Raw genomic sequence first — 26,281 nt, forward strand, 5'->3', positions numbered from 1 at the left:
ATTGACAAAGTTTTTTGCAAAATAACCGCTTGCACAACATTTATATCGTAATGGAAAGCCGTTACGACATTGATAAAACCTACATCACTAGGGGTAAAAAAGTGAAAGACTTAGTCAAGTTTTTGAAAGCACAATCTAAATCTAACGATGATTTTGATGTGATTAAAATCGGTTTAGCTTCACCAGATAAGATCCGTTCTTGGTCTTTTGGGGAAGTTAAAAAACCAGAAACGATTAACTACCGTACATTCAAACCTGAACGTGACGGTCTTTTCTGCGCCCGTATTTTCGGCCCAGTAAAAGATTACGAATGTTTATGTGGAAAATATAAACGCTTAAAACACCGTGGTGTGATTTGTGAAAAATGTGGTGTAGAAGTTACGCAAACTAAAGTTCGTCGTGATCGTATGGGACACATTGAGCTTGCGTGTCCTGTGGCACATATTTGGTTCTTAAAATCATTACCGTCCCGTATCGGCTTAATTTTAGATATGCCGTTGCGTGATATTGAGCGTGTGCTTTATTTTGAATCTTATGTCGTGATCGAGCCAGGTATGACTGATTTAGAGAAAAATCAGTTACTTACCGAAGAACAATATTTAGAAGCAGAAGAGCGTTGGGGCGATGAATTTGAAGCGAAAATGGGTGCGGAAGCGATCCAAGCCTTGCTAAAAGATTTAGATTTAGAGCATCAATGCGAAGTATTGCGTGAAGAATTACAAGAAACCAATTCAGAAACTAAACGCAAAAAAATCACAAAACGCTTGAAATTACTTGAAGCGTTCCAGCAATCAGGCAATAAACCTGAATGGATGGTACTGACCGTATTGCCTGTGCTTCCACCAGATTTACGTCCATTAGTACCACTTGATGGTGGACGTTTTGCAACGTCTGATTTAAACGATCTTTATCGTCGTGTGATTAACCGTAATAACCGTTTAAAACGTTTATTAGACTTGATTGCACCAGATATCATCGTGCGTAATGAAAAACGTATGTTACAAGAGTCGGTCGATGCATTATTAGATAATGGTCGCCGTGGTCGTGCGATTACAGGTTCAAACAAACGCCCATTAAAATCTTTGGCAGATATGATCAAAGGTAAACAAGGTCGTTTCCGTCAGAACTTACTTGGTAAACGTGTGGACTATTCTGGCCGTTCAGTAATCACTGTAGGCCCATACTTACGTTTACATCAGTGTGGTTTACCGAAAAAAATGGCATTGGAATTATTCCGTCCATTTATCTACTCAAAATTAGAAAGCCGTGGTATTGCATCAACTATTAAAGCGGCGAAGAAAATGGTAGAGCGTGAAGAGCCGATTGTTTGGGATATTCTTGCTGACGTTATTCGTGAGCACCCAATTTTACTTAACCGTGCACCAACACTTCACCGTTTAGGTATTCAAGCATTTGAACCCCTATTGATTGAAGGAAAAGCAATCCAGTTACACCCACTTGTTTGTGCGGCATTCAATGCGGACTTCGATGGAGACCAAATGGCGGTACACGTGCCATTAACTCTTGAAGCACAGCTAGAAGCTCGTGCATTGATGATGTCTACTAATAACGTTCTTTCACCAGCAAATGGTGATCCGATTATTGTTCCATCACAAGACGTTGTGTTGGGTCTTTACTATATGACCCGTGAAAAAGTAAACGGTAAAGGTGAAGGAATGTATTTCCTTGACCCACGTGAAGCTGAGAAAGCATATCGTACGGGACAAGTAGAACTTCATTCACGTGTGAAAGTGCGTATAACGGAGTTTGAAAAATTAGCAAATGGTGAGTTTGAGTCAAAAACACAATTAGTAGAAACCACAGTCGGTCGTGCGATTTTGTGGATGATTGCACCAAAAGGAATGCCATTCCAACTGTTTAACCAAACGTTAGGCAAAAAAGCAATCTCAAAATTAATTAACGAAAGCTACCGCCGTTTAGGATTAAAAGAATCTGTCTTGTTTGCTGACCAAATTATGTATACAGGCTTTGCTTATGCTGCTCGTTCTGGTGCATCAGTAGGTATTGATGATATGGTTATCCCAGAACAGAAATATAGCATTATTTCGGCAGCAGAAGACGAAGTGGCTGAGATCCAAGATCAATTTACTTCAGGTCTTGTTACTGCAGGTGAGCGTTATAATAAAGTAATCGATATTTGGGCGGCAGCAAACGAACGTGTAGCTAAAGCGATGATGGAAAATTTATCAACGGAAGAAGTAATTAACCGTGAAGGTAATCCAGAAAAACAAGCCTCATTTAATAGCATCTTTATGATGGCAGATTCGGGTGCTCGTGGTTCGGCAGCACAGATTCGTCAGCTAGCAGGTATGCGTGGATTGATGGCACGTCCAGATGGTTCGATCATTGAAACGCCAATTACAGCAAACTTCCGTGAAGGCTTAAACGTTCTTCAGTACTTTATTTCAACTCACGGTGCACGTAAAGGTCTTGCAGATACGGCATTAAAAACAGCAAACTCAGGTTATCTAACCCGTCGTTTAGTTGATGTTGCACAAGATTTAGTTATCGTAGAAGATGATTGTGGTACTCACGAAGGCGTGGTAATGACACCGCTTATTGAAGGTGGTGATGTTAAAGAGGCCTTACGTGATCGTGTTCTTGGTCGTGTGGTTGCTGAAGATGTACTTAAACCAGGTACAGAAGAAGTCTTGATTCCTCGTAACACCCTAATTGATGAAAAATGGTGTGATGTAATTGATGCAGAATCCGTTGATGTAATCAAGGTTCGTTCAGTTGTAACCTGTAATACTGACTTCGGCGTATGTGCGAAATGTTATGGACGTGATCTTGCACGTGGACATTTAATTAACCAAGGGGAAGCGGTTGGAGTTATTGCAGCACAATCAATCGGTGAACCAGGTACACAGTTAACGATGCGTACGTTCCATATCGGTGGTGCAGCATCTGCGGCAGCAAAAGAATCAAGTATCCAAGTGAAAAATACGGGTACACTCAAATTAGCAAATGCAAAATTTGTTACCAATAAAGACAATAAAATTGTTTTAACGTCTCGTAATACTGAATTAACGGTAGTTGATGCGTTTGGACGTACTAAAGAGAACTATAAAGTACCTTACGGTGCAGTGCTTTCAAAACGTGATGGCGAAGAAGTGAACGTAGGTGATGTTGTTGCGAATTGGGATCCACATACAATGCCGATCATCTCGGAAGTAAGTGGTTACATTAAGTTCAGCGATATTGTTGATGGCTTAACTGTAACTCGTCAAACGGATGAATTGACTGGTTTATCTTCTGTTGTAGTACAAGATGTGGGTGAACGTGCAACTGCGGGTAAAGATTTACGTCCAGCATTAAAATTAGTTGATGCACAAGGCAATGAAATTTTACTTTCAGGTTCTGATACTCCAGCACAATACTTCTTACCAGGTAAAGCAATTGTAACCTTAGCCGATGGGGCAGAAATTTTTGCAGGTGAAGCATTAGCACGTATTCCACAAGAATCGACTGCAACAAAAGATATTACGGGTGGTCTTCCACGAGTGGCGGATTTATTTGAAGCACGTAAACCAAAAGAGCCAGCTATTTTGGCTGAAATCTCAGGTATCGTTTCGTTTGGTAAAGAAACCAAAGGAAAACGCCGCTTGTTAATTACTCCAGCCGAAGGCGAAGTGTACGAAGAAATGATCCCGAAATGGCGTCAGCTCAACGTATTTGAAGGTGAGATGGTTCAACGTGGTGACATTATTTCTGATGGTGCAGAAACACCACACGATATTTTACGTTTACGTGGCGTTCACGCAGTAACTGATTATATTGTGAATGAAGTGCAAGAAGTTTACCGCTTACAAGGGGTAAAAATTAACGATAAGCACATCGAAGTAATCGTTCGCCAAATGCTGCGTAAAGCGGTGATCACTAATGCGTATGACTCAGAATTCTTAGCAGGTGAGCAAGTTGAAGTTGCTCGAGTGAAGATTGTCAATCGTAAGCGTGCTGAAGAAGGTAAACCGTTGGTAGAGTTTGAACGTGAATTGCTTGGTATTACTAAAGCCTCACTTGCAACAGAATCATTTATTTCTGCGGCATCGTTCCAAGAAACGACACGAGTATTAACGGAAGCTGCAGTTGCAGGCAAACGTGATGAATTACGTGGCTTGAAAGAGAACGTGATTGTGGGTCGTTTAATTCCAGCGGGTACAGGTTTTGCTTATCACCAAAACCGTTCAAAACGCCGTATTGAAAATGAAGTGATTGATGCAGAATCTTCACTTATTGCCTCAAGTTTTGCAACGGCTGAGGAGATTGAAGCTGAAACACAAACATCTATTGCAGATGAAGCAACCCAAAATCTGGCTGCATTATTAAATGCAGGAATGGATTTTGATGATAATGAATAATCATTACTAATCGATTAAAAAGCCCCAAGCATGAAAATGCTTGGGGCTTTTTATTAACTTAATTGATAAAAAGTATGAATAACTTACCGCTTGTATATCAGCCTAATAGCCATAGCAATAAATTGATATTCAAAATTCCAAGACCAACGCTAAGTAAAATATTATTGAACCATTTATAGCTGAGTAATACGCCGATTAACGCAATAATTTGTGCAATTAGCATCGTATATTCACCCGTTGTTTTAGGTATATTTAGGCTTGTTAATACAAGTAATAACATAATTACAAGCGGTAATATTTTGTTTAATTTTTGCAAGATGGGGTGTGTAAGTAGTGAGTTTGGGATAATTAACGGAATAAAACGACAGAGCTGTGTGCCGAGCGTGAGTGCAATCAACATTAAAATAAGATTGATATTTTCCATTATGGATTTTCCTGTTTAGGGCGATGAAAAGATTGAGGCAGAAAGGCAACGGCAATAATTGAAAGCAAAATAGCAATGAGCAGAATATACTGATTACTGATTTGATGTGCCAATAAAAATGCAATAAGTGCGATAAAAATAGATTTCCATTGCTTCTGAGTTTTATACTGTTCATAGGTAAGAATAGCGAATAAACAAGGCAGAGCAAAATCTAAATGTTGAATATATTGTGAGGCAGAATCTCCTAATACAATGCCTATAATGGTGGCAAGTGTCCAGTAAAGCACCCCTAATAGGCTTGTTTTGAGGAGTAATGCTCGGCGAGTATTGGGTGAAAGTGTGCTGAGTAGTGCAAAGTTCTCATCGGTCATATAGGCGACACTAAGAGTTCGCTTAAGTTTTTCTTTAGGAAGATCTTGGCGTATGTTTAAGGTATAAAAAATAAAACGTAAGCTAATCAATAGTGTGCTAAGAAAAACAGAAACAAGCCCTGTCCCTGAAATAAAAAAGGGAATAGCTGCATATTGAGCTGTGCCAGAAAATACGGTAAAAGACATCGCAATGGTGAACCACATTGGCATTCCTGCGCTGGTTGCAAGAATACCATAAGCTATACCAGCAGCAAGGTAGCCCATAAAAATAGGGGCGGTTAATTTAGCAGCATTTTGCCAGCTATTTTCGGTGCTAAACGCCATATTTTCCTCTGTGAAAAGTAATAAAATTGCAATATTTATGAGTAAGTTACCGCTTGTTGTATAGAGATTTTAGCTTGTATTGAATAAAATAAACACAATATGCGTCTATTTAATCTTATCTTTTACTTGCTAGGTATAATTCTTTTGCTTTCGGCACTAAACGTTGTAAATTTTCTTGGCGAGCTGCATTAGTTGGATGAGTTGAGGCGATTGATTCTAATAGCCCACCAGAAGAACCTGTTACTTGTGCCATTTTTCGCCATACATTTGGTGCGGCTTCAGGGTTATAGCCAGATTTTGCCATTAGCATTAACCCTTCTTCATCAGCTTCGGTTTCTTGGCTACGAGAAAAAGGCTTATTCAACCCATATTCTGTAAGTACATCAATCGCATCAAATCCCCCTAAATCCGTTGAAATACCTTGTGTCTGTAAGGCAATTTTTCCGATTTGAGTAACAATGCCTGTAATCGCACTTAAATTGCGGTCAGATTTACCGTGTTCTTTGAGTGCGTGAGCCATTTCGTGTCCCATTACCACTGCAATTTCATCATCGGTTAAATTTAATTTATCAACTAACCCTGTGTAAAACGCCATTTTGCCGCCCGGCATTGCCCAAGCATTTAGCTCATTGCTTTTTAACACCACGATTTCCCATTGAAAAGGTATGCCCGTTGTATTTGCCTGCTGAGCATAAGGTTTGATGTGATTAAAAACTGTTTGAATTCGTTTTGCTGTTGGTGATGTAGTATCAATGGCGTGTTCTGCATTTGCTTTTTGCTTTAGTTGCATATAGCTATTAGCGGCTTCTTGGTTGATACTTGAGGTACTTACACAAGCGGTTAGACCGACAGAAAAAAATGCAGTAACAATCAGTTTTTGGAACGTTTTCATAATCTTTTCTTATCTCTTGCTTATAAAAAATGCCAAAGTATGCTTTGGCATTTCATCAGTAAATTAGCTGCTATTTTTTAGCACGTTCAAATGAGTCTAAAATTTCTTGGCGGGCAGCATCAACACCTTCCCAGCCTTCTACTTTTACCCATTTACCCGCTTCTAATGCTTTATAGCTTTCAAAGAAGTGTTGGATTTGTGCTTTTAGTAATGCAGGTAAATCACCAACATCTTTAATGTGATCGTATTCTTTACTTAATTTAGTGTGCGGTACTGCAACAACTTTAGCATCTCCACCTGCTTCATCAGTCATTTTTAATACACCAACTGGGCGGCAACGAATAACTGAACCCGGTTGTAGTGGGTAAGGCGTTGGAACTAAAACGTCCACAGGATCGCCATCAGATGATAAGGTATGGTTTACATAGCCATAATTTGCAGGATAAAACATTGCAGTTGCCATAAAGCGATCGACAAACAATGCACCACTTTCTTTATCCACTTCATATTTGATTGGATCTGAGTTCGCTGGAATTTCGATTACAACGTAGATATCATCAGGTAACTCTTTACCTGCTGGTACATTTTCTAAGCCCATTTTGGTTTCCTTCTTGTTAAAAATTAGTGTAAAAAGCGAGGCAATTATAGCTGATCCAAAATAGAACTAAAAGCAAGCGGTAAGATTTAGCTAGAAATTTGCCATATCAGCCATAAAACTAAGTTTATATTGTTGCATTTATTGCAATTATAAATAGCAAAAATATCACTTTTTGCAATGTTAAAAAATCGTTATACTGCTAATACATTAAGTAAACATTTCATCATAAGATAAGGACACAACAATGGCTAACTATTTCAATACACTTAATTTACGTCAGCAATTAGATCAGCTTGGGCGTTGCCGTTTTATGGATCGCTCTGAATTTGCCGATGAAGCAAATTTCTTAAAAGGTAAGAAAATTGTCATTATCGGTTGCGGTGCACAGGGGCTAAACCAAGGATTAAATATGCGTGATTCAGGGTTAGATATTAGTTATGCCTTACGTCCTGAAGCGATTGCAGAAAAACGTGCGTCTTTTCAACGTGCTACAGAAAATGGTTTTAAAGTAGGTACTTACGATGAGCTAATTCCAACGGCTGATTTAGTCATCAATTTAACGCCAGATAAACAGCACTCAAAAGTTGTTGCAGATGTTATGCCATTAATCAAAAAAGATGCAGCATTAGGCTATTCTCACGGCTTAAATATTGTTGAAGTTGGTGAGCAGATCCGCTCCGATATTACGGTGGTAATGGTTGCACCAAAATGCCCAGGGACAGAAGTTCGTGAAGAGTATAAACGTGGTTTTGGTGTGCCAACACTTATCGCCGTTCACCCTGAGAATGATCCACAAGGCGAGGGGCTCGCTATTGCCAAAGCGTGGGCAGCTGCAACAGGCGGCCATCGTGCAGGCGTATTGGAATCTTCATTTGTAGCGGAAGTAAAATCAGATTTAATGGGCGAACAAACTATTTTGTGTGGAATGTTGCAAGCAGGTTCTATCGTTTGTTATGAAAAACTTATTGCTGAAGGAAAAGATCCTGCTTACGCAGGTAAACTGATTCAATATGGTTGGGAAACAATTACAGAGGCCTTAAAACAAGGTGGTATTACGTTGATGATGGATCGTCTTTCAAATTCTGCAAAATTGCGTGCGTTTGAGTTAGCAGAGCAAATTAAAGCCGATTTAGCTTTCTTATTTGTTAAACATATGGACGATATCATTAGTGGTGAGTTTTCAGCAACAATGATGGCGGACTGGGCAAATGGCGATGCAAATTTACTTAAATGGCGTGAAGAAACAGGTCAAACCGCTTTTGAAAATGCACCAAAAGGCGATGATATCCGAATCAGCGAACAAGACTATTTTGATAATGGCATTTTAATGGTTGCAATGGTAAAAGCAGGGGTTGAACTTGCCTTTGATACAATGGTTGCAAGTGGTATTTATGAAGAATCTGCCTATTATGAATCGCTACACGAGTTACCGTTAATTGCGAATACTATCGCTCGTAAGCGTTTATATGAGATGAATGTGGTTATTTCAGATACGGCTGAATATGGTAACTATTTATTTGCAAACGTGGCAACCCCAATTCTGCGTGAAAAGTTAATCCCAACCTTACAAAAAGGCGATATTGGTGAGCCAACGCCAACCGTAGAAATTGATAATGTAACGTTGCGTGATGTTAATGATGCAATCCGTAATCATCCAATCGAGCTAATCGGCCAAGAATTACGGGGCTATATGACGGATATGAAACGCCTTTCTTAATAGAGAAATTTACCTTTTTAGGATAAAATCAAGCCAGCGAAATGCTGGCTTTATTTTTATAAGCGGTGAGATTAAGGCAAAACTTTTCAATCTGCCAGTATAAGAGTATTTATTGATAGAAATAGGATAACAAAATGCGTAAATCAGTAGCTAAAAATAATTATTTACCTAAATTAAGTTTGGTGGCGTTAGCGATGGCTGCGGCAAATTCCGCCGTAGCGGTAGAGTGTAATAATAAAGAAACAATAAGAATTGATGGACAACAAAATAGTATATTGACTAATTGTAATATGGCTAATCCAGAAATTAAATCAAATCCAGAAATTAAATCAAATTCAATAGTTGATATTATTAATAGTCAGAATATTACTTTAGAAAATAATAATTTTTCTTTTTCTGGGCAAGGTGATGGATCTGAACGTTATAGTAATATTTATGGTATTAACCTAGAAAATTCCACAGCACAAATTAAAAATACCAACGTAGAAATAAATAATTTTGGTGGTTATATTTCTGCATTAAATATGAGTAATTCTACCGCAGTTTTAGCGGGTGGTAATTTTAAAGTAAATAATCAAGATAGATGGTCTAGTTTATTTAGGTTAAACAATTCTACATTATCAATTAAAGATTTGACGTTATTAGGTGATGGTCAAGATAGTTTGGAAGTTCTAAATTTAGAAAACTCTACCATTTCTTTAGATAATGTAACATTAGGCATTCAACGAACATCAAGGATATTTGCAGGAATGTCATCAAAAGATGAAAGTTCGCTAAATACTATTTTGGTTAATAATTCAGAGCTGATTACTAGTACTATTATTATTGAGAGTTGGTGGAAGCATTTAGCTAAAAACTATAATTTAAAATTAACTTTAAATAATAGTATTGTTAAAGGAGAAGTACTCGCATTTGTAGATAGCGCTGGTTATTTAGAAGAACATATAGATGTTATTGCAAATAATGGTATTTTAGGCGGTACTCCAGTCGTAGATAATGTAAATTCTAATCACTCTGCTATGAATGTTACCCTAAATAACTCTGAATGGTCTTTTTCAATGTTCAAAGATGTAGAGGATGACGATGGGAAAAAATCAGATATATTGCCAAGCATATCTAATTTAGCATTAACAAATAGTAATGTTAATTTAATTAAGGCGGCTGATTTTTATACATTCACCATCGGTAATTTATCAGGCAACGGGAATTTTGCATTAAATACTGATTTAGCCAATCAAAAATCTGATCAGATTCTTATTACAGGGAAAGCGGACGGTGCTTACACTTTAGCCGTAAATGATACAGGCAACGAGCCACAATCAGCTAATGGTAAAGTAACCTTAGTAAAAACAGCAGGCAATGGTGATGCGACTTTCCGTTTAAAAGATAAGGATTATGTAGATGCGGGGGCATATCGCTACCGTTTAAATAAAGAGAGTAACGATTGGGTACTCTCAAATAGAGAAGCGGAATTAACCAAGAAAGAAGAACCAGTAAAACCTGCTGAGCCAGTAAAACCCGTTGAGCCAGTAAAACCCGTTGAGCCAGTAAAACCCGTTGAGCCAGTAAAACCAGTTGAGCCAGCAAAACCCGTTGAGCCAGTAAAACCCGTTGAGCCAGCAAAAACCATTGAGCCAGTAAAACCCATTGAGCCAGTAAAACCCGTTGAGCCAGCAAAACCAGTTGAGCCAGCAAAACCAGTTGAGCCAGCAAAACCCGTTGAGCCAGCAAAACCCGTTGAGCCAGCAAAACCCGTTGAGCCAGCAAAACCAGTTGAATCAGCGAAACCAGTTGCACCAATCACACCTGTTGAACCAATTAAACCTGCTCAGCCATCAACAAATCTTAATGAACGAGTGGTGTTAAGCGAAAAATCAAATGCGTTAGTGTCTTTACGTCAAGCGCAGTTATTACAGCTAGAACAAGGGCTGGTGGGTATTCATCAACGCTTAGGGGAATTAAAACAAGGGGCTAACGGTAATGTTTGGATTAGAAATATCAATTCAGACAACAAATTTAGTGCAACAGATACTGCCTCAAATAGCCGTACAGCAGGGTTTGAACAGCGTTATCACGGTGTGCAACTTGGGGCAGATAAATTAGTGAGCGATAATGTCCGTTTAGGTGGTTTTGTTGGTACAGAACGTTCAACAGTCGATTTCAACGGCGAGTATGGTTCGGGTAAATTAACAGGAAAATCTGTTGGGCTTTATGCGACTTACCATAATGCAAGCGGTCTGTATTTAGATAATATTGCGAAGTTTAGCCGTCTAAAATCGATCTCAAATGCAACAGGTAGCCGTCATTATAATGCCTATACCCTTTCAAGTGAGATTGGAAAAATTTATCAGCTAGCGAACCAGTGGTCGATTACACCAAATGCTCAAATTGCATGGAGTACGATCTCAGGCAAAAATGATGAAGAACGCTTATCTTCACTATATAGCCGTGTTGGAGCAAGAGTAGGGAAAACAATGGCGCTTGGTGATTGGTCATTACAACCATATGCGGAACTTAACGGCATTTCAACCCATAATAACCATAGCAAAGCGAATGTAAACCAGTACCGCTTTGATGTTGCATCAAGCAAAGGTAGAATTGCTACGGCTTTAGGATTAAATGCAGTAACAGGTAAACACCGCTTTGGGCTTGAAGTTCAAAATAGTAACGGTAAACGAGTGGATCAACCTTTTGCCATTCAAGCCAATTACCGTTACCAGTGGTAGGATAAAGGAACAAGCGGTAAGATTAAGTCAAAACTTTGCATAAAGTAACCGCTTGTTATTTGGTTTTCCGTTTGGCTCTTGGGTGGGCGGAATCATAAATTTTGGCAAGATGTTGGAAATCTAAATGGGTATAAATTTGCGTGGTTGCAAGATTGCTATGCCCGAGTAGATCCTGCACGGCTCGTAAATCTTGGCTTGCTTCGAGTAGATGCGTTGCGAAAGAGTGGCGAAGTTTGTGGGGGTGTAGGTGGGTTGTTAGCCCTTGCTGTTTTCCCCATTTTGCCATCACTAATTGGATAGAACGGTGGGTTAAGCGTCCACCTTTTTTATTTAAAAAGAGTGCGTTATCTTGCGGATTAAACTGTTCTCTCACATTTAGCCAACGCTGTATTGCTTCAATCGCTTTTGTACCAATGGGTACAATGCGTTCTTTATTTCGTTTACCTAATACTTTTACTTCTCCTGAACGTAAATCAAGATTGCCTAAATCTAGCCCTTGTAGCTCTGATAGTCGTAATCCTGAGCTGTACATTAATTCCATCATTGCAAGATCACGCAGATCAAGCGGTTCGTTTCGATCAGAATTTAGCAGTTGAGTCAGCTGTTCAGCCTCAATATTTTTAGGTAAATGTTTTGCTACTTTTGGGGCTTTTATTCCTACCGCAGGGTTATTTTGTAGCTGTCCACGTCTAACGAGAAACATCAGAAATTGACGAAGAACCACTAATCGAACCCCAATACTTTTGGCACTTAGCCCTTGTTTATGACTTTGTGTGAGTACCCAACGGACGATAGGCGGATCAATTTGTTGCCAAGTAGTAATTTCAGCTTGAGTAAGTAGTGTACAGACCGCTTGTAGTTGCCGTTGGTAGTTGCTCAAAGTGTGAGGGCTGACTTGCTTTTCAATACGCAGAAAATCCCAATAGGCTTGTGTGTCGTTATAAAGTGGTGAGTGATCTAACATTGTGGCTGGCTCTTAGCAAAATAGGGAAATAAGGTAGGCTAAGAGTGTAGCATAGGCAGAAAAAAACCGCACATTTAAGGTGCGGTTTGCTATTATTGAGTGATTACTGCGTATTGGCTAACTTTTTCTTTTCAAGTTGTAATACGCCGAGATGGGTCATATAACAGCAGAAAATACAGCCGACTACCGCAAATAATAAGAGATAGAAACCAGCGTCCCAACCAAATTTTTGAGCTAAAATGCCAAATAATGCAGTACCTGAAAAACTGCCTAAAATATAGCTGAGTAGTCCTCGTAAGCCTGTTGCTGAACCTGCTGCAAATGAAGGCACTAGTTCGATAGTTTGGAGTGATGAGAGAAACATTGGTACATAAATCAAGCAACCAATAATCCCTGCTCCGATAGTAACTGTAACGAGATCAGTTCCGCCCCAATAGGCAAATAAGGCAATACCAACGCCAACAAGTGCAATCATTGCTAATGGCATACGTTTTCCTTTGAAATAGGTGTCGGTTATCCAACCTGCGAATAAAGTTGAAGGAATGGCTGCCCATTCAAAAATAGCGAATGCCGCAGACATCTGCCCTTTTGTAAAGCCTTTGGTTTCTAATAAATAGAGCGGTAACCACGTCAGTACCCCAAAGCGGATCATATAAGTAAAGACATCAATAAAAGAGACAAACCAAACATTTTTATCTTTTAAAATATATTGAGAGAAGATTTGCCACGTTGAAAGATTAACATTTTCATCTTTAGTAATGACTAATTCTTCTTTTTCATTATTTAAGATTTGGTTCATTGGCGGTAAGCCTTCATTGTAGGTTCGCCCTGCACCAAAAATGTAAAAGATAAGTGCGGTAATCGCAGCAATCGCAGTTGGCACGATAAAGTGAGCGGCTTGCCAATGTTCTGTCCCTAACCAAGCAAGGCTTGCTCCTGCAATAGGGGCTACTAAGCCGCCGCCGACATTGTGAGAAATATTAAATATAGCGGTAGTTACGCCCCGAGATTTGCGAGGAAACCAACTGGCTAGCACGACATAGGCAGGACCAGCCCCCATTCCTTGGAAAATCCCATTAAGCATACAAAGGAATAAAAAAGCCCAGAAAGAAGCACTAAATCCCATCATTAAATTAACGAGCGCCGACATTACTAAGCCAAAAATCATAAAATATTTTGGATTAGATTTATCCGCTAATGCAGACATTACCCCCTTACTTAAACCATAAACAATCAACATTGTGCCTGAGATAAAACCAATATCTTTTTTGGTAAAACCATATTCACTAATTAACTCTGGTGATGAGAGTAGTAGGTTATTTCGCAAAATATAATAGGCGGCGTAGCCGATAAAAATACCAAATAGTGCGTGCCATCTTAGACGGTTATAGGTGGCAAGTATTTCTGCATCAGGTACAGGTTTTCCTGCTTTTGATTGTAAGAATGAAAGCATACTTTTTCTCCAAAAGATAATAAAAAAATCGCCTTAATTTTTATCAAATTAAGGCGAACGGTTAATTAATTTTGTTGCAGTAAGGAGATATCTGCAATATGTAAAAATAAGCTTTGCAACGTATTTAATATGGCTAAGCGATTTTGACGGAGGATTGGATCATCAGCATTAACCATCACATTATCAAAGAAATCATCTATAGGTTGGCGGAGGCTAGCTAATCTATCCAAAACAGTCGTATAGTCACCTTGTGCAATAAGTGGCTGAATTTCATTTTGAAGGGTAAGAACATTTTCGGCTAGTGCCTTTTCCGCAGGTTCAACACAAGCGGTAAGATCGATAGCACCTACTGCAATTTCTGCTTTTGCTAAAATATTGCTGACTCGTTTATTCGCTGCTGCCAGTGATTCAGCAGATTCTAGTGTGCGGAAGTGAGAAACAGCACGTACACGAGCGTCAAAGTCCGCAGGACGAGTTGGTCGGCGGGCAAGAACGGCTTGAATAACGTCTACCGAAATACCTTCGTCTAAGTACCAAGCACGGAAACGTCCGAGCATAAAATCAACAACTTCTTCTACTACATTTGGATTAGTGAGTTTGTCCCCAAATAATGCAGCTGATTTTTGTACTGTTTCAGTGAGATCAAGCGGTAAGTTCTTCTCAACAATAATCCGTAGTGCACCGAGTGCGGCACGGCGTAGGGCAAATGGGTCTGCACTGCCTTTAGGTTGTTGCCCAATACCAAAAATTCCTGTGAGAGTATCAAATTTATCGGCAAGCGCCACAGCACTTGCAACCAAAGATTTTGGTAAATCATCACCTGCAAAACGAGGCATATACTGTTCATTTAAGGCAACAGCAACTTCTTCGTCTTCACCATCGTGGCGAGCGTAGTGCATTCCCATAACCCCTTGGGTATCGGTAAATTCAAAGACCATATTAGTCATTAGATCGCATTTTGAAAGTAAACCTGCTCGTTTAGCCTTGGTAACGTCGGCTCCAATTTGTTGCGCAATTTCGCCAGCAAGTTGTTCAATACGATCTGTTTTATCTTTTAATGTACCAAGCTGTTGTTGAAATAATACCGTTTCTAAACGAGGTAATTGATCTTCTAAACGTTGCTTTAAGTCAGTTTTGAAGAAAAATTCTGCATCGGTTAAGCGTGGACGAACCACTTTTTCATTCCCTTCAATAATTTTACTTGGATCATCAGGATTGATATTTGAAACAAAAATAAAATGGGGAAGTAATTTGCCGTTTGTATCGTAAATTGGGAAATATTTTTGGTCGCCTTTCATTGTATACACTAAGGCTTCCGCAGGTACAGCAAGAAAACGATCTTCAAAGGTCGCTGAGAGAACATTTGGATATTCCACTAAAGCGGTTACTTCATCTAATAAATCGTCTTCAATATCAGCCACACCACCTAAAGCGGTTGCTTTCTCTTGAGATTTTGCAAGAATAATTTCACGGCGTTGGTTGAAATCGGCAATCACCATTCCTTTCTCTGCCAAAAGTTGTGGATACTCATCAGCGTGCGAAATTTCAAATTCAGCTTCACCTAAGAAACGATGCCCACGAATAGTCCGCCCACTTTCGATACCTAAAATTTCACCGCCAATCAGTTCATCGCCCAGTAACATTGTTACCGTGTGAACAGGACGAATAAATTGCACAGTTTTGTCTGCCCAACGCATTGGTTTTGGAATAGGCAATTTTGCAAGAGCATTTGCAACAAGATCTTTTAACAGATTTTTAGTTGGCTGTCCTTCAATAACTGCACGATGAACCAACCACTCGCCTTTATCGGTAACCAAACGTTCAGCTTGCTCAACAGTAATACCATTACCTCTTGCCCAGCCTTCGGCGGCTTTAGTTGGTTTACCTTCTGTATCAAAAGCTTGTGATACCGCAGGCCCTCGTTTTTCAATTTCTTTACTTGGTTGAGAAGTGGCTAATCCAAGCACTTTTACCGCTAAACGGCGTGGACTGGCAAACCATTTTACGTTCTCAAAGGCTAACCCTGCTTGTGTTAGCTCTTGTTCCATATTCTCTGCAAATGCAGTCGCTAATTTTTTGAGTGCCTTCGGTGGCAACTCTTCAGTACCGATCTCGGCGAGGAAGTTTTGTGTAGTCATTTTGTTCTCTTATTCATTATCTTAAGCATTTATCATATCTTTTAAAAAGATTTTAAGTGGTTTTAATCTTCTTTTTATTTTCTATAACAATTTTGAGAATTATTTTGGAAGTTGTTGAGCTTATTTCACTTTAAATTTGCCAAATCTAAAATGATTTTCTCATTTTCTAATAATAACGCAGGAATACCGATAAACCCCTGTTGTTTTGCGTGTTCAAATCCAGCGTGGTGATCTCGCAAGGCTAAGAACCGTTTTAAATTTGCCAGTGAAGACATAATTTCTACGGCTTCATATTCAATGTTTAACGCCTTTAATTTTTCAATAAATGGCTGTGTATCTGGACAAAGCTGGGCGAAGAAAAGTACTGGTTTTGTCATTTTTCACTCCTTATAAGCGGTTAGTTGGCTTAACTTTTTGTTGCTTCCATTTACCCAATTCCTTTTATGTTATTGAGAGGAGGATAGGCAAGATAGAAATCTTACCCCCCATATTACCATTATTATTTTTTACAACCTGGAAACCCTAATGCTTCACGGCTTGCGTAGTAGGCCTCTGCAACGCCTTTAGTTAAGGCTCGAATGCGTAAAATATAACGTTGGCGTTCGGTAACAGAAATCGCTTTGCGTGCATCTAATAAGTTAAAGCTATGCGCTGCTTTTAAAATACGTTCGTAAGCAGGTAATGGAAGTGGTTTTTCTAAGGCTAATAATTCTTGAGCTTCTTTTTCGTACTGTTCAAAACAGTAGAAGAGGAAGTCGGTATTTGCATATTCAAAGTTATAGGTAGATTGTTCCACTTCATTTTGGTGGAAAACATCGCCGTAGGTTGTTTTACCTAATGGTCCATCAGACCATACGAGATCATACACGCTATCGACACCTTGAATATACATTGCTAAGCGTTCTAAACCGTAGGTGATTTCGCCTGTAACGGGCTTACATTCTAAGCCGCCAACTTGTTGGAAATAGGTAAATTGGGTAACTTCCATTCCGTTAAGCCACACTTCCCAGCCTAATCCCCACGCACCAAGCGTTGGGTTTTCCCAGTTATCTTCCACAAAGCGAATATCGTTTTGAGTTGGATCAAAGCCAAGCATTTTTAGGCTGTTGAGATAAAGTTCTTGAATATTATCGGGCGAAGGCTTAATCACAACTTGGAATTGGTAGTAATGTTGTAAACGGTTCGGATTTTCGCCGTAGCGACCGTCTGTTGGACGGCGTGAAGGTTGAACATAAGCCGATGCCATTGGCTCTGGGCCTAAAGCACGTAACGCTGTCATTGGGTGTGAAGTACCTGCACCCACTTCCATATCTAAAGGTTGAACAATGGTGCAACCTTGTTCTGCCCAATAATCTTGTAGGGCTAAAATCATACCTTGAAAGGTTTTTACATTAAATTTTGTACTCATTGTGAGGTTCTCTGAAAAGCAATTCAAAAATGGATAGTATTATAGCTTGCAAGCGGTTGTTTTGGCGGAATTTTTTGCAATTTATTTGCGTTTTATCAGGTTAAGTGAGCCGATGTGTGTGGAGATTTTTACACTTACTTTTAAAAATACGTTACACTAGCGTTCTATTCAGCTATAAAGGAGCGACCTATGAATATTCCATTCTGCTTACCTGAAAATATTACCCCAGAAGATTTTTTGCAAAATTATTGGCAAAAACGACCGCTTGTGATCCGTAATGGATTGCCACAAATTGTGGGATTATTTGAACCTGATGATATTATTGAGCTAGCACAGGAGCAAGAGGTAACCTCTCGTTTACTCAAAACGCATCAAACAGCAGAAGGTGAAAAATGGTCGCTCAAACGTAGTCCGTTATCGCCAGAAGATTTTGAAAATTTACCTGAACAGTGGTCGGTATTGGTTCAGAATTTGGAACAATGGTCACCTGAACTTGGTACATTATGGCAAGCTTTTGGCTATATTCCACAGTGGCAACGTGATGATATTATGGTGTCTTATGCACCAGCAGGTGGCTCTGTCGGTCGTCATTATGATGAATACGATGTTTTTTTAGTTCAAGGTTATGGGCATCGCCGTTGGCAGTTAGGTAAATGGTGTGATCCAAGCACTGAATTTAAAGCAAACCAGCCGATCCGTATTTTTGATGATATGGGCGAAATCATTTTTGATGAAGTATTAGCGCCGGGTGATGTGTTATATGTGCCATCACGCCTTTCCCATTATGGCGTGGCAGAAGATGATTGTTTAACCTTTTCTTTTGGCTTACGTTTCCCGAATGCCACTGATTTGCTTGAGAATATTTGCAAAACATTAGAACATCAAGCTGAAAATTTACCGACTTCACAATTTTCTATTCCGTTTCGTCTGTCGCCAACATTACAGCCGAACGCATTACTTGATCCGAAAATGGTGGCAGATTTAAAAGCAGAATTGCTTGAATTGTTAAAGCATTCGCCTCAATTTGATGCGTTATTTACCCATAGTGTTGCAACTGCAGTAAGTACACGCCGTTATGAACAATTAACCGAAGAAAATGAATTTTACCCTGATGAAGTGCAGGAAGTGTTAGAGGCTGGTGGTTGGATTCAGCAAGATGCGAATGTCAAAATACTCTATACTGAAAATCCACAACGAGTATATGTAAACGGAGAATGGATTGATGAGCTTTCTGATGCAGAGGCAAACTTGTTAATCCGTATTGCCAATGGTGATGCGATTTCGTGGAATAAATTAGCGTCTAAAGTAGAACATCAAGATCAGCTTGAATTATTACTCGATACCCTTTGTGATTGGTTAGATAGTGGTTGGGTGGTCTTGGAAGAGAGTGAATAAGTCTTTTAAAACTTAGTGAATAAGCGGTGAGATTAGCAAATTATTTGTTGATCTCACCGCTTTCTTTTTTAACGGATAGTTTGCAAATTAAGCAACAAATCCTACCGCTTGATAGACTTGTTTTAATGTTGCTTGTGCTTTTTCTCGTGCTTTTGCTGCTCCCTCACGATAGATTTTTTCCAGTAAAGCCTCGTCATTGCGGAAATGATGATAACGATCTTGTAGCTCTGTAAGCATTGTGGAAACTTCTTCAGCAACGGCCGTTTTTAAATGCCCGTACATTTTTCCTTCAAATTCAACTTCTAACTCTGCAATCGTTTTGCCTGTAATCGCTGCTAAAATATCGAGTAAATTGGATACACCTGGCTTTTGCTTCACATCGTATCGTACAACAGGTGGTTCATCGCCATCGGTCATTGCTCGTTTAATCTTTTTCGCCACAGATTTAGGATCTTCTAATAAACCGATCACATTATTACGGTTATCATCAGATTTAGACATTTTCTTAGTTGGCTCTAGTAGTGACATTACTCTTGCTCCCGTTTTAGCAATAAAGACTTCGGGAACAGTGAAAATAGGCGTAAGGAGGTTTCCTTCACTATCTTTTTCACTATAAATGGCATTAAATCGGTTGGCAATATCACGGGTAATTTCAAGGTGTTGTTTTTGATCATCACCTACGGGAACTTGGTTCGCTTGATAAAGGAGAATATCGGCTGCCATTAAAACGGGGTAGGTAAATAAACCAACATTGACATTGTCTTCGTGTCGTGCAGATTTATCTTTAAATTGGGTCATTCGTCCCATTTCGCCAAAATAGGTATAGCAATTTAATGCCCATGCAAGTTGTGTATGCTCTGGAACGTGTGATTGAATAAAAATAGTGCTTTTATTTGGGTCGATACCACAAGCTAGATAAATAGCAAGGGTATCTAATGTTGCTTTACGAAGAGCTTCGGGATCTTGACGTACGGTAATAGCGTGAAGATCGACAATACAAAACAGGCATTCATAGTCATCTTGCATTTTTGTCCATTGGCGTAATGCGCCTAAATAGTTGCCTAAACTCAGTTCACCTGAAGGTTGAACGCCACTGAAAACGATGGGTTTTGACATAATTTTTCCTTTCTAAATTTTTACGACTATTACGGGCTGGATTAGCCTACAATTTCTAAAATTTCAGCGAAATTATTACAGATATAATCAGGATTTGATTCGCTGATTGGAATGTTATAGTTATAGCCATAAGTTAAGCCAACACTGATACAACCTGCATTTTGGGCAGCGAGAATATCATTTTTTGAATCGCCTACGAATAGTATCTCTTGTGGATAAAGCCCAAATTTTCCGCATAAATAATAAAGTGGAGCAGGGTGTGGTTTAATTGCAGGCAGTGATTCATTACCAAGCGCCTCTGTGAAGAGGTGAATAATATCAAAGGCTTGTAACACGGGTTTGACTAGCCGTGCTGGTTTGTTCGTTACAACGGCGAGAATATAGCCCTTAGCGTGTAGGGTTTCCAACGTAGATTTTACATTTGGATAGAGTTCGCTGAGGGTACAGATATTTTCACCATATAAGGTATCAAAACGTTGTTTGAGCTGGTTTAGCTGTGTTTCTGAAAATTCATTAGCTTTGCCTGTCCATTCTAAACCTCGGGTGAAAAGAGCATTTGCACCATTGCCAATCCAAGTAAGAACCAATTCTTTTGGAGCTTGTGGTAAGCCAACTTCAGCAAAAGCAGAATTAAGAGAAAGAGCGAGATCAGGTAAGCTATTGACTAATGTTCCATCAAGGTCAAAGCCTATAAGTTTAAATTTTTTTGTCATATTTTTTATTATTTCTTGATTCGCTTGCTCATTAGAGCAAGCGGTGAGATTAAGTAAATTTATGAAGTTTTTTTATATTTATAAGCGATAGCAATAATAATTAGCCCACCAATAATCATTGGTAATGAAAGTAACTGCCCTCGGGTGATGAGATCAGCGGTGGTATTCACTGTTGGGTCAATTTCTCGTACGTATTCAACTAAGAAACGGAAGATACCGTAGCAGAATAGAAATAAACCTGCAACTGAGCCTGTTGGGCGAGGCTTACGAATAAATATATTGAGAATAATAAAGAGTACTAATCCTTCTAAAAACGCCTCATAGAGTTGCGATGGGTGGCGTGGTGGACTGAATGATCCATCAGCATATTGCTCAACCATTGCCCACGGCACGTCAGTAACTCGTCCCCATAATTCGCTGTTGATAAAATTACCAATGCGTCCCATACCTAAGCCAAATGGAATGAGAGGGGCAACGAAATCAGCCGTTTGCCAGAAGCTACGTTTTTGGCGGCGAGATGTCCAAATCATTGCGATCATAACCCCAATTAGCCCACCGTGAAAAGACATTCCACCTTCCCAAATACGGAATAGGTAGGTAGGGTCGTTTAGTAAATGATCGAAACTATAAAAGAATACATCACCAATCCGACCACCTAAGATGACGCCCCAAAAACCATTGAAAAGCAGTTGATCGACTTGTGCAGTTGTCCAGATACCGTGTGAATTTTTAGCTCGTTTTGTACCTAGCCAATAAGCAAAACCGAATCCAAGAAGGTACATAATACCGTACCAGTGGAGGGAGAGTGGCCCTAGTGAGAACGCAACAGGGTCGATTTGTGGAGTAATAAAAAATGCTTGATTCATATAGCCTCTATTTTAGGAACATATTTATGGCAATGCCAACGAGCAATACCGCAAATGCTTTTTTTAAGATAGGAACGGGGAGTACGTTTGCAGCGTTTGCCCCAAGTTTTGATGTGAAGAAGGAGGTTAGTGTAATTCCAAGTAAAGCAGGAAGATAGATATAACCTAATGAATAAGGAGGAAGATCGGGCATATTCCAACCGCTAATAATAAAGCTAAAAGTGCCAGCAACACCTAATAACGCACCGCAAAATGAAGATGTACCAATGGCACGTTTCATTTCAAGCCCTCGTCCATTTAGATAAGGCACAATAAATGCTCCACCAGCAATGCCAGCCATACTTGAGATCATACCAATAATACTGCCTGCAATCAGTGTTGATTTTGGCGTAATAGGTTTTGGCTTTGCATCAGATTTTTTCAATGAAAATAACATCTTTAAAGCGAGAAATAGCACAATAACAGCAAAAATTTTTGCCATATTTGCTTTAGGAATTTGCGTTACCACAAAGCCAGAAAGAAATACAGAAATCATCAGTGCTGGAATAAAAAATTTGCTCACATTCCAATCTACATTGCCTAATTTATGATGTCGATGTGCAGCAGAAAAGGCAGTTATAACAATTGTGGCAAAAGAAGTACCTAGTGCCATTGACATAACATAGTTATTCGGTAGCCCAACCATAGGTAAAATATAGCTTAAAGCAGGCACGATAATCAGTCCACCACCAATACCAAATAAACCAGCTAAAAAACCAACAACAGCTCCTAATGCAAGACAAATTAAAATAATCTCAATCACGGTTTTTTCCTCTATTTAAATGTGTTCGATAAGGTTTTCGGAATTCTTTACGAGTTGAATGGCGTTCTTTTCGTTCATCTGAAGAAGGCTCTTTGGGTTTTGTGTTGATCAGAATTTGTGCAAATTCTTTCATTACCTTACGATAAACGTCCCGTTTAAATGAGACGACTTGACGAACGGGATACCAAAAGCTGACCCATCGCCAACCATCAAATTCAGGTGTTTTAGAGGTCTTTAAATTGATAACACTTTCATCACTCACGAGTTGTAGTAAGAACCACCGCTGTTTTTGCCCTATACAAACAGGGCTAGTATTCTCCGTACGAATTAATCGCTTAGGAAGTTTATATTTTAACCAAAATTTTGATGCCCAAAGTACTCGTACATCTTTTTTAGATAAGCCGACTTCTTCATAAAGCTCACGGTACATTGCTGTTTCAATGTTTTCTCCCTCGTTAATTCCGCCTTGTGGAAATTGCCAAGAGTTTTGTCCAAACCGCTTCGCCCATAACACCTGTCCTTGCTTATTACAGATTACGATACCTACATTTGGGCGGTAACCATCAAAATCGATCAATGCAGACCGCCTTATTTTTTTATGCTATGCGAAGTGAGTTGAATTGTTTCACAATTCGGGTATTTGAACAACTGAAAATGGCAATAACAAGCGGTCTGTTGTGGAAAAATAATCATATTGTGGATAACTCTGTGAATAAGATGAAAATTTGTTGATAACTTCTTGCCATTAAATTAGGTTTTGCAATTTTCTCTATAAAAAGAAGGTAATTTATCCACTGTATATACTAACATTTATTTGCCGTTTTTATTTTCAGAAAATGAATAAAAGATCGATGATGATCAATTTGGTGAAAATCTTCCCATTTTTTGGGAGATTATCCCCACAGGCTGTGGATAAATTTGTGATAGATCAGGAAAAAGATCCTGTATAACTATAAATAAGATCTTAAGTAGAGAAATTTTACTATAAAAAACAATGAATTAGGAGAATTGAATAAGTACAGGAAATACTAGGTTGTTTTTTAATCAGAAAATAAGCGGTAAGATCTAAACAAATTTTGCATTGATCTTACCGCTTGTTAAAGAAATCAGATTATAGTACGGCTAATGCGGCTTCATAATTTGGTTCTTGTTTGATTTCTGGCACAAGTTCGCTATGAAGTACCTTGTTATTTTCATCTAATACAATAACAGCACGAGCGGTTAAACCTGCTAATGGGCCTGTTGCAATTTCAACACCGACTGCTTTCGGGAAAGTGTGATTACGGAATGTTGATAAAGTAACCACATTTTCGATTCCTTCTGCACCACAGAAACGAGCTTGTGCAAACGGTAAATCTGCTGAAATACAAAGTACTGTCGTGTTATTTAATTCAGCTACCTTTTGGTTGAAGGTGCGTACTGACGTTGCACAAATTCCTGTGTCAATGCTTGGGAAAATATTTAGAATTTTGCGTTTACCTGCAAAATCAGCTAATGAAACTTCACCTAAATCTTTATTAACTAAGGTAAAGTTTTCAACAGTCGTATTCTGTGCAGGAAAGTTGCCTACAACTTCGATTGGCGTACCGCCTAGTGTGATTTGAGTCATAAAATTATCCTTTATGTGGGGTTAATAATCCTTTGTTACTATACCGATTTTTCGTGAAAATGAAAACCGCACGTATTTTGCATTTTTTGTTATACTTGAGAAAAATTTTTGGTGGAATTTACTATGTTAAAATTAATTAGAATTCTAGCGGTTACAACGGCTTCTATTTTGATCTGCTTAGTTGGAACGCTATATGCATTGGTTCGTTTGCGTAATCCTAGTAGTGTTGGAGTGGTTGCCCGTTCTTTTGGTGCATTGTATCCGTTGATCGGCGTTAAGGTGATTAAACGTTCAAAACCTGAATTGACTCAACCCGTTATTTATATTGGTAATCATCAGAATAATTACGATATGCTGACAATCGCAGGAATGATGCCACCGAGAACTGTGAGTATTGGCAAGCGCAGCCTCATCTGGGTACCTTTTTTTGGACTTGTCTATTGGGCAACGGGCAATATTTTACTGCACCGTGAAAAGCGAAGTAGTGCAATTAGCACGATGAATAAAGTCGCAACAATTATTCAAAAGGAAAAAATTTCTATTTGGATGTTCCCTGAAGGCACACGAAGCCGTGGGCGTGGCTTGCTCCCGTTTAAATCGGGTGCTTTTCATACGGCTATTGCAGCGGGTGTACCCATTGTGCCAGTTGTTTGCTCAAGTTTACATAATAAAATTAATTTAAACCGTTGGAATAACGGTATAGTAATATGCGAAATGCTTGAGCCAATTGATACTTCGGGCTATAGCCGTGAAAATGTTAAAGAATTGATTGAAAAGTGCCATACTCAGATGGCACAAAAATTAGCACAGTTAGATGAAGAAGTCGCTATGCTAGAAAAGCAAGCAGATTAACTACTGGTAATGAGTAAAGTAGAAAACAATGAAATTATCACGCCGTCAATTATTACACCGTTTAACGGCTAGCAGTGTAATAGCATTTACACCAAGTATAGTTTGGGCAAAAATACGGGGAAAACTATCAATTCCACCGTTAATTGAGGTTGGGAGAGGACGTCCTGTTCGCTTGGATTTTCGCCCTTCTCAAACACAGTTTGATGCAGGTAAATTAGTTGATGTATGGGGCGTAAATGGGCGCTATCTTGCTCCCACTGTACGAGTAAAATCGGGTGATGCTGTGCGTTTAACCTATATAAATAGCTTGCCTCAACCCTTATCCATTACTATTCAAGGCCTATTTGCCCCGACTGAAATGGTGGGGTCTATTCATCGTCAATTAGCCCCCAATAGTAGTTGGTCGCCCATTTTAACGGTAAATCAACCCGCTTGTAGTGGTTGGTATCACGCAGATACAATGCTAAATTCAGCTTTTCAAACATACCGAGGATTAGCGGGTTTTTGGCTTATTGAAGATGGCGAAAGCCGTAAAGCAAAGTTACCGAATAAATATGGTATAGATGATATTCCACTTATTTTACAAGATCAGTTAATGAATACCTCTGGCATGCAGGTGCTAGATAAACAAGGCATACAATTTTTTGGTAAGCGGTTATTTGTTAATGGGCAAGAATCACCTTACTTCGATGTGCCAAGGGGGTGGGTTCGCTTACGTTTACTCAATGCCTCATTATCCCGTCATTATGAATTGCGTTTAGATAATGGCAAGCCCCTGTTTGTTATTGCCACAGGGGTTGGTTTTTTTGCTGAACCACTTGAGATGGAGAGTATCTCCCTTGCCCCGAGTGAAAGAGTCGAATTACTAGTAGATGTAAATAGTATGGAAATTGTTCGCCTGATCAGCGGTCAGAAACGAGGCTTTTTTTACACTATTGAACAGCTTTTTACCGATGATAATGAATTAGTTGATAACACGATTATTGAGCTACGTCCACAAGGGTTGGCTTCTGCATTTGAAAATAAAGCTGTTTTACCCCCTTTTCAACTTGATGAGTTTAAATTAACAATTAATAAAGAGCGTACATTTAGCATACGCCCGTTGGATTTTCTCATTAATCAACAGAGATTTGATCCTAAACGGCTCGATTTTACCGCTAAAAAAGATACGGTAGAACGTTGGTATCTGACAAGCGATGAGCCAGTAGGGTTTACCCTACAAGGGGCAAAATTTATTATTGAAACCAAAAATAAACAGAAACTTCCGTATAAACAGTTAGCTTGGCGAGATACCGTCTGGCTTGAAAAAAATCAACAAGTTACTCTGCTTGTTCGTTTTGAACATCAAGCCTCAGCAAGTGAGCCTTTTACGTTTGGTGTATCGGATTTAATGCTTAGAGATCGGGGTTGTATGGGACAATTTAGTGTAAGTTAGCTAATGTAAGCGGTCGGATCAGCAAGAAAATTTGCAAATTTTTAGCCAAATCTAACCGCTTAACCCCATTTCACTGATAGAATACATCGGTTTATT

20 protein-coding genes and 1 pseudogene are annotated in these 26,281 nt (G+C 39.1%); 6 read left to right on the top strand and 15 right to left on the bottom strand.

Features of this window, described 5'->3' with window-relative positions:
• The first annotated feature begins 101 nt into the window (after positions 1-101).
• Positions 102-4,382, top strand: a complete 4,281-nt coding sequence (gene rpoC / locus A6B43_RS04525; RefSeq protein ID WP_124211341.1) for a DNA-directed RNA polymerase subunit beta' — start codon at positions 102-104, stop codon at positions 4,380-4,382.
• A gap of 97 nt (positions 4,383-4,479) precedes the next feature.
• On the opposite strand, the gene A6B43_RS04530 is transcribed toward rpoC, so the two are convergent.
• The 4 genes from A6B43_RS04530 to ppa form a co-directional block, all read right to left on the bottom strand.
• Positions 4,480-4,806 (bottom strand): AzlD domain-containing protein, encoded by a 327-nt coding sequence (locus A6B43_RS04530; RefSeq protein ID WP_124211342.1) that lies wholly within the window; start codon positions 4,804-4,806, stop codon positions 4,480-4,482.
• On the bottom strand, positions 4,806-5,501 hold the full coding sequence (locus A6B43_RS04535; RefSeq protein WP_124211343.1) for an AzlC family ABC transporter permease: 696 nt from the start codon (positions 5,499-5,501) through the stop codon (positions 4,806-4,808). Before A6B43_RS04535 ends, A6B43_RS04530 begins: the two co-directional genes overlap by 1 nt.
• Before the next feature lie 115 nt (positions 5,502-5,616).
• A complete protein-coding gene (locus A6B43_RS04540; RefSeq protein WP_124211344.1) occupies positions 5,617-6,393 on the bottom strand; it encodes a M48 family metallopeptidase in 777 nt (258 codons plus the stop codon).
• 70 nt (positions 6,394-6,463) lie between these two features.
• Complete coding sequence (gene ppa, locus A6B43_RS04545; protein WP_124211345.1) at positions 6,464-6,991, bottom strand: inorganic diphosphatase; 528 nt, start codon at positions 6,989-6,991, stop codon at positions 6,464-6,466.
• Positions 6,992-7,235: 244 nt separating this feature from the next.
• Between ppa and ilvC the strand changes: the two genes are divergently transcribed.
• Entirely contained in the window at positions 7,236-8,708 is a 1,473-nt protein-coding gene (gene ilvC / locus A6B43_RS04550; protein WP_124211346.1) for a ketol-acid reductoisomerase, read from the top strand.
• Positions 8,709-8,842: 134 nt separating this feature from the next.
• On the top strand, positions 8,843-11,434 hold the full coding sequence (locus A6B43_RS08855; RefSeq protein ID WP_124211347.1) for an autotransporter outer membrane beta-barrel domain-containing protein: 2,592 nt from the start codon (positions 8,843-8,845) through the stop codon (positions 11,432-11,434).
• A gap of 55 nt (positions 11,435-11,489) precedes the next feature.
• Here A6B43_RS08855 and xerC read toward each other — a convergent pair whose 3' ends face one another.
• From xerC to glyQ, 5 genes are all read right to left on the bottom strand, one after another.
• Complete coding sequence (gene xerC / locus A6B43_RS04560; RefSeq protein WP_124211348.1) at positions 11,490-12,398, bottom strand: tyrosine recombinase XerC; 909 nt, start codon at positions 12,396-12,398, stop codon at positions 11,490-11,492.
• 103 nt (positions 12,399-12,501) lie between these two features.
• Positions 12,502-13,851 (bottom strand): MFS transporter, encoded by a 1,350-nt coding sequence (locus tag A6B43_RS04565; protein WP_124211349.1) that lies wholly within the window; start codon positions 13,849-13,851, stop codon positions 12,502-12,504.
• Positions 13,852-13,916: 65 nt separating this feature from the next.
• Positions 13,917-15,989, bottom strand: a complete 2,073-nt coding sequence (glyS, locus tag A6B43_RS04570; protein WP_124211350.1) for a glycine--tRNA ligase subunit beta — start codon at positions 15,987-15,989, stop codon at positions 13,917-13,919.
• Positions 15,990-16,114: 125 nt separating this feature from the next.
• The gene (locus A6B43_RS04575) at positions 16,115-16,366 is read right to left on the bottom strand and encodes a hypothetical protein (RefSeq protein ID WP_124211351.1); all 252 of its coding nucleotides are present in this window, start codon (positions 16,364-16,366) and stop codon (positions 16,115-16,117) included.
• A 122-nt stretch (positions 16,367-16,488) separates the two neighbouring features.
• Positions 16,489-17,397 (bottom strand): glycine--tRNA ligase subunit alpha, encoded by a 909-nt coding sequence (gene glyQ / locus A6B43_RS04580; protein ID WP_124211352.1) that lies wholly within the window; start codon positions 17,395-17,397, stop codon positions 16,489-16,491.
• Positions 17,398-17,586: 189 nt separating this feature from the next.
• On the opposite strand from glyQ, the gene A6B43_RS04585 reads away from it, so the two are divergent.
• Positions 17,587-18,792 carry a ribosomal protein uL16 3-hydroxylase gene (locus A6B43_RS04585; RefSeq protein ID WP_124211353.1) on the top strand — a complete coding sequence of 402 codons (1,206 nt, stop codon included), beginning with the start codon at positions 17,587-17,589 and terminating at the stop codon, positions 18,790-18,792.
• Between the two features lie 87 nt (positions 18,793-18,879).
• On the opposite strand, the gene trpS is transcribed toward A6B43_RS04585, so the two are convergent.
• The 6 genes and pseudogenes from trpS to tpx form a co-directional block, all read right to left on the bottom strand.
• Positions 18,880-19,908 (bottom strand): tryptophan--tRNA ligase, encoded by a 1,029-nt coding sequence (gene trpS / locus A6B43_RS04590; RefSeq protein WP_124211354.1) that lies wholly within the window; start codon positions 19,906-19,908, stop codon positions 18,880-18,882.
• 41 nt (positions 19,909-19,949) lie between these two features.
• Positions 19,950-20,621, bottom strand: coding sequence for a phosphoglycolate phosphatase (locus A6B43_RS04595; RefSeq protein WP_124211355.1), 672 nt, complete (start codon positions 20,619-20,621; stop codon positions 19,950-19,952).
• 59 nt (positions 20,622-20,680) lie between these two features.
• Positions 20,681-21,487, bottom strand: coding sequence for a prolipoprotein diacylglyceryl transferase (gene lgt, locus A6B43_RS04600; RefSeq protein WP_124211356.1), 807 nt, complete (start codon positions 21,485-21,487; stop codon positions 20,681-20,683).
• 7 nt (positions 21,488-21,494) lie between these two features.
• Positions 21,495-22,289: a sulfite exporter TauE/SafE family protein gene (locus A6B43_RS04605; RefSeq protein ID WP_124211357.1), complete on the bottom strand. Its 795-nt coding sequence runs from the start codon at positions 22,287-22,289 to the stop codon at positions 21,495-21,497.
• A gap of 108 nt (positions 22,290-22,397) precedes the next feature.
• Positions 22,398-22,866, bottom strand: a pseudogene (gene rppH, locus A6B43_RS04610) (RNA pyrophosphohydrolase); the annotation flags it as partial.
• A gap of 534 nt (positions 22,867-23,400) precedes the next feature.
• Positions 23,401-23,898, bottom strand: a complete 498-nt coding sequence (tpx, locus tag A6B43_RS04615) for a thiol peroxidase (protein ID WP_124211359.1) — start codon at positions 23,896-23,898, stop codon at positions 23,401-23,403.
• A 123-nt stretch (positions 23,899-24,021) separates the two neighbouring features.
• Between tpx and A6B43_RS04620 the strand changes: the two genes are divergently transcribed.
• Entirely contained in the window at positions 24,022-24,750 is a 729-nt protein-coding gene (locus A6B43_RS04620) for a 1-acylglycerol-3-phosphate O-acyltransferase (RefSeq protein ID WP_124211360.1), read from the top strand.
• Positions 24,751-24,778: 28 nt separating this feature from the next.
• Positions 24,779-26,185, top strand: coding sequence for a multicopper oxidase domain-containing protein (locus tag A6B43_RS04625; RefSeq protein ID WP_124211361.1), 1,407 nt, complete (start codon positions 24,779-24,781; stop codon positions 26,183-26,185).
• Positions 26,186-26,281 lie beyond the last annotated feature (96 nt).

The sequence above is a fragment of the Vespertiliibacter pulmonis genome (genome assembly GCF_013377275.1).
Classification (GTDB): domain Bacteria; phylum Pseudomonadota; class Gammaproteobacteria; order Enterobacterales; family Pasteurellaceae; genus Vespertiliibacter; species Vespertiliibacter pulmonis.